At 68.1% G+C, this 10,405-nt stretch carries 7 protein-coding genes; 4 read left to right on the top strand and 3 right to left on the bottom strand.

Annotation, left to right across the window (positions count from 1 at the left end):
• The first annotated feature begins 213 nt into the window (after positions 1-213).
• Positions 214-1,239: a DegT/DnrJ/EryC1/StrS family aminotransferase gene (locus AB0B96_RS37280; RefSeq protein WP_350949972.1), complete on the top strand. Its 1,026-nt coding sequence runs from the start codon at positions 214-216 to the stop codon at positions 1,237-1,239.
• Positions 1,240-1,400: 161 nt separating this feature from the next.
• Here the strand turns inward: AB0B96_RS37280 and AB0B96_RS37275 are convergent, their stop codons facing one another.
• Positions 1,401-2,939 (bottom strand): glycosyltransferase family 39 protein, encoded by a 1,539-nt coding sequence (locus AB0B96_RS37275; protein ID WP_362906557.1) that lies wholly within the window; start codon positions 2,937-2,939, stop codon positions 1,401-1,403.
• A gap of 51 nt (positions 2,940-2,990) precedes the next feature.
• On the bottom strand, positions 2,991-4,835 hold the full coding sequence (gene asnB, locus AB0B96_RS37270) for an asparagine synthase (glutamine-hydrolyzing) (protein ID WP_362906555.1): 1,845 nt from the start codon (positions 4,833-4,835) through the stop codon (positions 2,991-2,993).
• Between the two features lie 636 nt (positions 4,836-5,471).
• Between asnB and AB0B96_RS37265 the strand changes: the two genes are divergently transcribed.
• Positions 5,472-6,707 carry a glycosyltransferase gene (locus AB0B96_RS37265; RefSeq protein WP_362906553.1) on the top strand — a complete coding sequence of 412 codons (1,236 nt, stop codon included), beginning with the start codon at positions 5,472-5,474 and terminating at the stop codon, positions 6,705-6,707.
• 221 nt (positions 6,708-6,928) lie between these two features.
• Here AB0B96_RS37265 and rfbB read toward each other — a convergent pair whose 3' ends face one another.
• The gene (gene rfbB, locus AB0B96_RS37260; RefSeq protein WP_350949968.1) at positions 6,929-7,837 is read right to left on the bottom strand and encodes a dTDP-glucose 4,6-dehydratase; all 909 of its coding nucleotides are present in this window, start codon (positions 7,835-7,837) and stop codon (positions 6,929-6,931) included.
• Between the two features lie 332 nt (positions 7,838-8,169).
• On the opposite strand from rfbB, the gene AB0B96_RS37255 reads away from it, so the two are divergent.
• Together AB0B96_RS37255 and AB0B96_RS37250 are read left to right on the top strand one after the other, a co-directional pair.
• Positions 8,170-9,399: a class I SAM-dependent methyltransferase gene (locus tag AB0B96_RS37255; RefSeq protein WP_362906550.1), complete on the top strand. Its 1,230-nt coding sequence runs from the start codon at positions 8,170-8,172 to the stop codon at positions 9,397-9,399.
• 53 nt (positions 9,400-9,452) lie between these two features.
• On the top strand, positions 9,453-10,391 hold the full coding sequence (locus AB0B96_RS37250) for an NAD-dependent epimerase/dehydratase family protein (protein ID WP_362906548.1): 939 nt from the start codon (positions 9,453-9,455) through the stop codon (positions 10,389-10,391).
• Positions 10,392-10,405: the final 14 nt, after the last annotated feature.

Below are 10,405 nucleotides of genomic sequence, written 5' to 3'. Positions count from 1 at the left end.
CCGGCGCGGATCCTAGTGTTTTCACGAGTGCCGTCCGGGTTCTTCTTTGGTTGGCCCGGCACGTGCCCGGAGAGTCCCGCGTCGCGGCGGGGAAGGCGGGATTTTCTGAGCGCCTCCTATCGTCCCGTGCCAACGAGCCCGGCCGGCTGATGAGTGAGGAACCCCATGGCGTTCAGATATCAGGTTTCGAAACCGTACCTCGCAGGACGGGAGATGGAGTATCTCACCGAGGCCGTCGGCTCCGGCTGGATATCCTCGCAGGGCCCCTTCGTCAGGCGCTTCGAGGAGGAGTTCGCCCAGTACAACGGCGTCTCGTACGGCGTCGCGTGCTCCTCGGGAACGACCGCCCTGACCCTCGCGCTGCGGGCGCTCGGGATCGGCCCCGGCGACGAGGTCCTGGTGCCCGAGTTCACCATGGTGGCCACCGCGTGGGCGGTCACCTACACCGGCGCGGTGCCGGTGTTCGTGGACTGCGGCGACGACCTCAACATCGACGTCTCGCTGATCGAGTCCCGGATCACCCCCCGTACCAAGGTCATCATGCCGGTGCACGTCTACGGCCGGCGGTGCGACATGGACGCGATCATGAAGCTGGCGCACGAGTACAACCTGAGGGTGGTGGAGGATTCGGCGGAGGCGCACGGCGTGCGTCCCGTGGGTGACATCGCGTGCTTCTCGCTGTTCGCCAACAAGATCATCAGCGCCGGTGAGGGGGGCGTCTGCGTCACCAACAGCGAGCATCTCGCCCAGCAGATGGCCCACCTGCGCAGCATGGCCTTCAGCAAGGAACACGACTTCATCCACAAGAAGCTGGCCTACAACTTCCGCATGACGAACATGCAGGCCGCGGTCGCCCTCGCCCAGCTGGAGCAGATCGACGAGATCCTCGCCATCCGCAAGCGGATCGAGAACCACTACGACAGCGGGCTCGACGGCATCGAAGGGCTCACCCTCATGCCGCCCCGCGACGTCCTGTGGATGTACGACATCCGGGCGGAGCGCCGGGAGGAGCTGCGGGAGTTCCTCACCGACGCGGGGATCGAGACCCGGCCGTTCTTCCAGCCCATGAGCCGTCAGCCGATGTACTTCAACCCCGACTGGCCGGCGCTGAACGCCGCCCGCTTCGCGGCCGACGGGCTCTACCTGCCCACCGACCCCGGGCTGTCCGAGTCCGACCAGGACTTCGTGATCGAGAAGGTGCGGGAGTTCCATCTGGAGGGTCGGCACACGCGCATGTGACCCGTCGGCCGGTAGGTCTCCGGGCCGTTGTCCGCCGGTCGCTCCGGACGGTCGTCCGTCCGTGCGTCACGGCCCGTCCGTCCCTGCGTACACGTCGCTCGTCCGTCCGTACACGTCACCGCACGCCCGTCCGGCTCGTGCGTCACCGCCGGCGCGTCGCCTCAGATGGCCGTTCGCCGGAACTCCGGCCACAGCTGCGGCCACGGGGCCCGCGGATCGTCGCACCGCCAGACGGGCGTGCCGACCTCCAGGCCGAGTCCGGTGTCCACGGTGGCCACCTGCCGCACGTCGCCGAAGTACGTGCGCAGCCGCTCGCCCTCGTCGCCGACGTACAGCACCGTGCGGGTCCCCTCGGGGGGCATGCCGAAGTACCAGTACCCACGGCTGCCGCTGTACGTCTTCGGCAGCCCACGCTCACCGCCGTAGAACTCGAGGGCGGCGGCCTGCCAGTAGACCCTGGTGATCACCACGGCGTCCCGCCGCTCGTCCGGCGGCAGTGTCCGGTACGCCCGGCTGACCGTGTCGGCGAACTCCGGCCAGCCGAACTGGCCGATCGTGATGAGCTCGACCCCGAGGTTCTCACCGGCCCTGGGCTGCCGCACCCACTCCGCCGGCAGCACCGGTAGCCAGTAGAGGGACGGCAGCACCGACAGCGCGACGACCGGCCAGGTGGGCACCCAATGCCACCAGCGCGCCGCCCGGCGCCGCTGCAGTTCGACCGCGGCCGCGGACCACAGCACGGGGAAGAGCCCGATCACGTAGTACCACCGGCCACCGGCCAGCCAGAAGACCAGGATCACCGTGACGGCGGTCACGCCGTAGAACCGGTAGGGCCTGAGCAGCGGGGAACGCAGCAGCCGCCACAGGCCGTACCAGGCGAGCACGGCCCCGGCCAGCAGGCCGGGCTGGGCGAGCACGAGCGGGAGGAACAGCGCGCGGCCACCGTTCAGGCCCACCTCCTCCGACACCGTCCGGACCATATCGAACTGCGGCCATCCGTTGCCGGCCTGCCACGCCAGTCCGGGAAGCGTGGTGAGCAGGGTGATCGCGGCACCGGCCCACAGCAACGGCCTGCGCGGCAGGTCCCGTGGCCCCACCGCGAGCGCGGCCACCGCCAGCGCGAGCCACAGCACCGGGATGAGGAACTTGACCTGCAGGGCGACGGCCGTGGCGAGACCCGCCCACAGCAGCGGGCGGTCGTCGGACCGCCCCTCCTCACGCAGCCGGACCCAGCGGATCACCAGCCATGAGACCACCGCCCACAGGAAGCCGTCGAAGGCGTTCGTCGCGAGGAGGTGGCCGTTGACGACCATGCCGATCGCCGACACCGCCGCGGTCATCACCTGCGCCCGGCGCCGGCCGCCCAGCTCCCTCGCGATCTGGGCTGCGACGACGACCCCCAGCGCCGTGACGAGCGTCGCCGGAAGCCGCAGCGCGACCAGGGATCCGGGAAACAACGTGTCCATCGCATGCGCGATCAACGGGAGCATTGGCGGCTGGTCGGCGTACCCCCAGCTCAGGCGCTCGCCAGCCGCCACGAAGTACAGTTCGTCGGCGAAGTAGCCGTATCGGCCGCTTGTCACCAGCAGCAGCACCGCGACCGCTCCGGCGATGACCGACACCGGCCCCCGGGCGAGAGGTGCGATCGTGCCCTCCAACGCGCCGGCCACCGCCCGCGCCTTCGTCACCGGCTCGCCCATCCCTCACCCGTCCTGTTGTTCCTCGAACCGCGACGTCCCACCGGGAAACGGTCAGGAAATGGCGAACTCGGGCGAGTAGATGTCAAGCCAGCAGTGCATGTCGATTATCTTGTCGAGCAGAAGCTTGTCTCCGTGCGATATCTTCGCCGAGTCCATTTCGACAATGGACTTCAGCCATTCTCGGTTGAACAGCGTGAACAGCGGGCTGTGCGCGTCGGCCAGCACCTCTTTGGCCTGGATCTGCAGGGTGCTCGAATAGCGGACGTCATGCATCATCGTCGGGTAACCACTCTTCACCCGATTGGCCACCGACGGCGGAAGCAGATCCTTCACGGCGTGCCTCAGCAGGCTCTTCTCCCTGCCGTCGAACGACTTGAGCTTCCAGGGGGTGTTGTAGAGGTACTCGACGAGACGGTGGTCACAGTACGGAACCCGCACCTCAAGGCCGACCGCCATGGACAGCCGGTCCTTACGGTCGAGCAGCATCCGCAGGAACCGGGTCAGGTGCATGTGGAACATGACGCGCATCTGGCGCTCGACCCGCGACGCGCTGTCGAGGTGATCGACGGCCGCCACCGCCGTCGCGTACTGATCCCCGAGATAGCCTTCCAGTCCCATCGCCTGCAGTGCCTCCGGGGTGAAAGGCATGACGGCGGAGGCGCTGGGCTGCGAGTTGAGCACCGCCGCCATCCAGGGAAAGATGGGAAGCGCGCGCATGTCGTCGTGGAACCACCGGTAGCCGCCGAAGTTCTCGTCCGCCGCCTCGCCGGACAAGGCCACCGTCGATTCATTGCGTATTTCTCGAAACAGCCTGTACATCGAGATGTCCGATTCACCGAACGCATTCGGCGTGTCCCGTGCAGTGATCACGGAGCGGCGAATGGTCGGATCGGCCAGATCATCCGCGCTCAGCACCACCTGCCGGTGCACCGGCTTGATCAGGTCGACCATGTCCTTGACGAACGGCGCGTCCGGGGTGCTCCGGAACACGTCCGCCTTGAAGCGGTCGACGTGATCGACGAAGTCGACCGAGAACGTACGTACCCGTTCACCGCTCGCGGCCAGCCTGGGCGACGCGAGAGCGGTGATCGCGCTGGAATCCAGCCCACCGGAGAGCAGGACGCACTGGGGCACGTCGGAGATCAACTGCCGGCCGACGGTGTCGCCGAGCAGCTGCCGCACTCGTTCGACCGTCTTCTTCTGGTCGTCGGTGTGCGGCGCCGTCTGGAGTCTCCAGTACGTCCTGTCGCGGATTCCGCTCGCCTGGACGGTGACGATCGTGCCCGGCTCGACCTCGTGCATCCCCTTCCAGATCGCCTGGCCCTGCCCGATTCCGGTCACCGCGGTGCGGATCCCGTCGAGGTCGATGGCCTTGCGGGCGAGGGGGTTGGCCAGAATCGCCTTCGGTTCCGATCCGAACAGCACACCGTCGCGAGTCGGGTAGTAGTAGAGCGGCTTCACTCCCAGGCGGTCACGGATCATGACGAGCTTCTGGTCACGGGAATCCCAGACGGCGAACGCGAACATCCCGTTGAGGTGGTCGGCGACGCCTTCCCCCCATTCGAGATAACCGTGCAACACGACCTCGGTGTCGCTCGCGGTGAGGAACCGGTGCCCTTTGGCCTGCAGTTCCTTGCGCAGCTCGATGAAGTTGTACGCCTCGCCGCTGTACACCAGGACCACCGGACCGTTCGGCGTGGCGAACTCCATCGGCTGCACGCCGCCGTCCAGGTCGATGACCGCCAATCTTCGATGACCGAGCGCGACGTGTCGTTGAAGCCATGTTCCGGAGGCGTCGGGCCCGCGCAGCGCCATGGTGGCGGTCATCGCGTCGATCGTGGCCTGCCGTTCGGTCAGATCCGCGTCATAGGACACCCAGCCGGTGATCCCGCACATAAAGGGTTCTCTCCTTGTCCGTCAAAGAAATCGACCGCGGCTCTCATGAGCGACCTGCCCGGTCGGATCCCGGCAGACCACCGATGAGGGTCGAGAGGTCTGCCGCGGACCTGGCCTTCCACCAGGGGCGGCCCGTACCCAGCACTCGCCTGTCGGCCGGAGGCTTGGACGACATCGGGGAGATGTCGTCGTCCACCCCGCCCCGGTAACGCAGACACCGGCCCCGGCACCCTACTGAGACCTGATGCTATGAACGCTCGGCTAGGAAAACGCCTACTTAGTCCGAGAATTCGACGCCGCCTGCGATCATGCCTCTGACCTGGGACAACAAGGGAATTCTGTGCCCGCGGAAGTGCGGCGCCCATAAAACGGACACCGTTTTTGAAAGAATCAGGCGGGCCGTTAACAGCCGTCCGCGCGCCGGGCCGCGAGCGCCCGCCCATCACCCGCATCGACGCCGCGAATCTAATGATTTCCGGGAATCGGTCACACCAGGATGTGCCGGACAGGAAACTCAAGATCGCTGCTCGGATCCGTCACACATGTCACCTCGGCAGCCGATCCAGGGAGGCAACCAAGGGTGAACCCGACTTCGACCGCCACCGGCCCGGCCCTTGAACGTCCGACTGTGACGCGATGCGCGCTCTCATAGCGACCGTCGGTTCCGAGGGGGACGTCCAGCCTTTTCTCGCCCTCGGAAAACGCCTGATCGCCGAGGGTCACGACGTCGTGTTCTCGGCCTCCGACAGCTACACCGCACGCGCCGAGGCCGTCGGCGTTCCCTTCGTCGGCAGGCCGACCTGGAACGAGACGGAATTCCAGGCGAACTACCTCCGCATCATCAGCGAGAGGAACAAGCTGCGGCAACTGACCGTGGTGATCGAATTCCTGGCGCAGGAGCAGCGTGCCGCGCTACCTCAGCTGATGGCGCTGGCCGGTGAGGCCGATGTCGTCATCCACTCACCGCTGGCCATCGGCGCGGTCGCCGCGGCACGCGCGGTCGGCACGCCCCACGTGAGCGTGCACCACACCTGGCCGCTGCGCCGAGCACGCGGACACGGCCCGACCAATGTCGACCTCGGCCCCGTCGGCAACGCCTTTGCCTGGGCGGTCACCGGCGCGGGAGTCAGGCTCGCGACCGACAAGCTCCTCAACCAGGTCGTCGCCGCGGCCGGCCTTCCCCCGTGGCGCGACATTCTCTTCGACGCGAGCCATTCGCGCCTGCTCAACCTCATCGCCATCAGCCCGCACACCCTTGAGCACGATCCGCTCTTCGGTCCCGCCTACCTCAACACGGGATACTGGTTTCTCGACGAGCCGGACTACGTGCCCCCGGACGACCTCGCGGCGTTCGTGGCCGACGAGCCGCCGGTCGTGATCGGCTTCGGCTCGAACAACGGGTTCGACGCCAGCGCGGTCACCGAGCAGCTGCTCGACGCGGTCAGCGGCCTGGGCCGGCGCGTCGTCCTGCTGTCCGGCTGGGCGGGGCTCGGAGACCAGGAGCTCCCGCCCCACGTCTTCCTGGCGGGCTTCGTCCCGCACGGGTGGCTCTACGCCCGCGCCGCGTGCGTCATCCATCACGGGGGCGCCGGCACGACCGCGGCGGCGTTCCGCGCCGGTATCCCGCAGGCGGTCGTGTGGCTCCAGGGCGATCAGCTCCACTGGGGAAGAAGGATCGCGCAACTCGGCGTCGGGCCGTCTCCTCGTTCCCAGCACGCCCTCAAGGCCGGCTGGTTGCGGGGCGCGCTCGACAGCCTGCTCGGCAACGGCGACATGGCGGCCCGTGCCCGGATGCTGGGCACCGCGATCCGTGCGGAGGACGGAACCGGTATGGCGGTCCGCGCGATCGAGAAGGCGTTCGCGGCCAGGTGAGGACGGCCGCGGCGGCAGTCGCATCGCACCCGAAACCCGCGCGGCGAGGCGCATGACCCGGGCGCGGCCGTACCGCCGGGGTGCCCTCAAGGTGCTGTCGGGGTGTGGCGATCGAAGTCGTCGAGAGGGTCCGTACGGCGGGCCGTCGGAGATCGCGTCACCGCGCGGGTTGCCCCTCACACCAACCCGCGAAGCGGCACCGGGACTTCCGGTCGCGATCCCTACGCGTCAAGGGACTCCCACCAGGATCGGTTCTCCTGATACCAGGTGACGGCGTCCGCGAGGCCCTCCTTGAAATCGATCACGGGTTCGTAGCCGATCTCCTCGGTGATCTTCCCGTGGTCCAGCGAGTACCGGTAGTCCTGGACGCGCCGGTCCGGCACGTAACGAACCCGGTCCCAGTCGGCACCGGCCAGTTCGAGCAGAAGACCGGTCAGCTCACGGTTGGTGAGCTCTATCCCGCCGCCGATGTTGTAGATCTCACCGGCGCGGCCCTTGTCGAGGACCATGGAGATGCCACGGCAGTGGTCGTCGACGTGCAGCCACTCGCGGACGGCGCTGCCGTCGCCGTGCAGGGTGAGGTCACGCCCCTGGAGCAGGCGGGTGACGAAGCGAGGGATGATCTTCTCCGGGTACTGCCGGGGTCCGTAGTTGTTGGAGCATCGGGTGATCGAGAGGTCCAGCCCGTAGGTGCGCCAGTGCGATCGGGCGAGGCAGTCACTGGCCGCCTTCGACGCCGAGTACGGGTTGTTGGGCTCAAGCCGGAACCGTTCCGTCCACGACCCCTGCTCGATCGACCCGTACACCTCGTCGGTGGACACGTGCACGACCCGCTGGATCCCGTTCATCCCGCACTGTTCGAGAAGCCGGTGGGTGCCCATCACGTTGGCCCAGACGAACGGCTCCGCGTCGTCCACCGCCCTGTCGACGTGCGACTCGGCGGCGAAATGCACGACCGCGTCGTGCCCCGGCACGAGGTCGGCGAGCAGTTCCCGATCGCAGATGTCACCGCGTACGAAGGTCAGCCTTGGATGTTCCTCGGGCAGGTTCTCCCTCCTGCCGGCGTAGGTCAGCTTGTCCAGAACGGTGATTCGGGTGTCCTCGTGGCCGGGATATCGGCCTTCCAGCATTGACCGAACGAAATGGGATCCGATGAACCCAGCTCCGCCAGTGACCAGGATTCGCATCTGATACTCCTTCATCCGCGTTACCTGCCTCGCCTCTGGCGGACAACTCGGACGGAAACACGGTGTCGGCGATCATGTGATTCCCCCAGATCAAGGGGTTTCGTTCAGGCGATTGTGCCTCAGCCGATCAGGTAATTCCCCTAGTGTTGTCGGACGTAGGCTCCGACCGCCGGCCGATCGAGGACTGGTCGTGAGCTGTCGAAACGCCTTCCGGCAGATCGAGCGCGGTGGCCACGGCGGCCGGGCGACCCGACAGCTGGAGGGAGAGAACGCTGATGGACACCACCAGCCGGTGCCTGGTGTGCGGGGCCGACCGCCTGGAGGAGGTGGTCTCGCTCACCCCGACTCCGCCCGCCAACGACATCGCGCCCACCGCAGAGCTGGCCAGAGCCCAGGACCGATACCCGCTGGACCTCGTGCGCTGCGCCGGATGCGGTCTGGTCCAGCTGGTGGACGTCATTCCCCGGTCGGTGCTGTTCGCCGACTACCGGTACGCCACGGGTGCCGCTCCCGCCCTCGTCGACCACTGCCGTGCGCTGGCCACCCTGGTCACGGATCGGCTGGGGCTCGCCGCCGGGGCGAAGGTTCTGGAGATCGGCTCGAACGACGGCACGCAGCTGAGCTTCTTCGGTGAGCGCGGCATGCGGGTGCTCGGCGTCGACCCGGCGGTGGAGGTGGGAACCTACGCGCGGGAGCACGGGGTTCCGACGCTGACCACACATTTCGGTGTGGAGACGGTCGAGAGGATCCTGGGCGACATCGGACCCGTCGACGCGGTGCTGGGCAGTAACGTGCTCGCCCACGTCAACGACGTGAACGGAGTCCTCCGCGCGATCCGCATGCTCCTCAAGCCGGGGGGCAGCGCCGTCATCGAGGTCGCGCACGTCCTGCCGATGGTCCAGCACGGCATCTTCGAGTTCGTCTACCACGAGCACCTTTCCTACTTCTCCCTGCACGTGCTGGCCCGGGCGGCCGAGGCGAACGGCCTCGCGGTGTTCGACGCCGAGCTCATCTCGACCCAGGGAGGCTCGCTGCGCTGCTGGATAGGCCGCGACGACGACGGCCGCTCCCCGAGCGCCGGGTTCGACCGGATCCTGTGGGCCGAGGTCGACGCGGGGGTGCCCGACGGCGGTTTCCTCGACGGCTTCGCGAACCGCGTCGACCGGGTCTGCACGACCCTCAACGACGTGCTGGGCGGCCTGTCGAAAACCGGCCGGCGGATCAGCGGGTACGGCGCGTCGGCACGAGCCGTCACCCTCCTCTCCCAGGCGGGAGTGGGCGGCGAGATCGACTGGATCGTCGACGACAACCCGCGCAAGGTGGGCAAGTTCACGCCGGGCGACGGTATCCCCATCGTGGGCTCCGAGCGGCTCGTCGCGGGCTCGACCGACTACTGCGTACTGTTCGCCTGGAACTTCGAGGCCAGCATCCGCGCACGGTCGACGGCGTTCTCCGCGGCCGGCGGCTCGTTCGTCGTGCCGTTCCCCGAGCTGTCCATCCGGTGAGGCCGATCCTGCCGGCCCGGCACATCGCGTGACGATCGTCTGGAGGAGTTGACGTGCACGTCCTGGTCACCGGAGGTCTGGGTTATCTCGGCCGTGCGCTCACCCCCGGGCTTCTCACCGCCGGTCACCGGGTCACCGTCCTGACCCGGGGCCACCCGGACACGGAGCGGCCCGCCGACGTCGGCCTGGTGGAAGGCGATGTCCGCGACCGCGGCCGCATCCGGGAGATCGTCGCCGCCGGACGCTTCGACGCGGTGTGCCACCTCGCCGCGGTGTCGCGGGGGCGGGACTCGTTCGCCGACCCGCTGACGTACTACGACGTGAACGTGGCCGGTACCCTCAACCTCCTCATGGCGCTCGACGACATCCGCGAATCGGTGCCGCCGGTTCGATTCGTGTTCGCGTCGACCGACAAGGTCTACGGTTCGCGGCACGTCGGCGCCCTGGGCGAGGACGTGGAGCCCCATCCGGAAAGTCCCTACGCGGCGTCGAAGGTCGGTGCGGAGCAACTCGTCGCCGCGTACGCCGCCACCGGGGCGATCGGCGCGGTCACGCTGCGGTGCTTCAACATCGCCGGAGCGGCCGGCGGGCGCGCCGACACCGACACCGCGCGCATCATCCCGAACATCTTCCGCGCGCTCACCGGCGAGTCACCGTACGTCACCCTCAACGGCGACGGGTCCGCGGTCCGCGACTTCGTCCACATCCTCGACGTGGCGGCGGCGATACGGCTCTCCCTCGCCGCCGTGCGGGTGGGCGAGCACCGTGTCTACAACATCGGGAGCGGCACCGCGTCCAGCATGGCGCAGGTCGTGGCGACGGCGGAAGCCGTGACCGGGCTCCCGGTACCGGTCAGGAAGGCGCCGCCCAAGCCGGAACCGCAGATTCTCACGGCCGACAACGGCCGCGCCGTGAAAGAGCTCGGCTGGCTTCCCGAACGGTCGGACCTCACCGAGATGATCACCGAGGCGTGGAACGCCTGGAACGCCTGACGATCGGCCGCGCG

Source organism: Streptosporangium sp. NPDC049046, from assembly GCF_040649155.1.
GTDB lineage: Bacteria > Actinomycetota > Actinomycetes > Streptosporangiales > Streptosporangiaceae > Streptosporangium.
The sequence above is the reverse complement of the archived record's forward strand: the minus strand, read 5'-3'. Positions and strand labels throughout refer to the sequence as shown.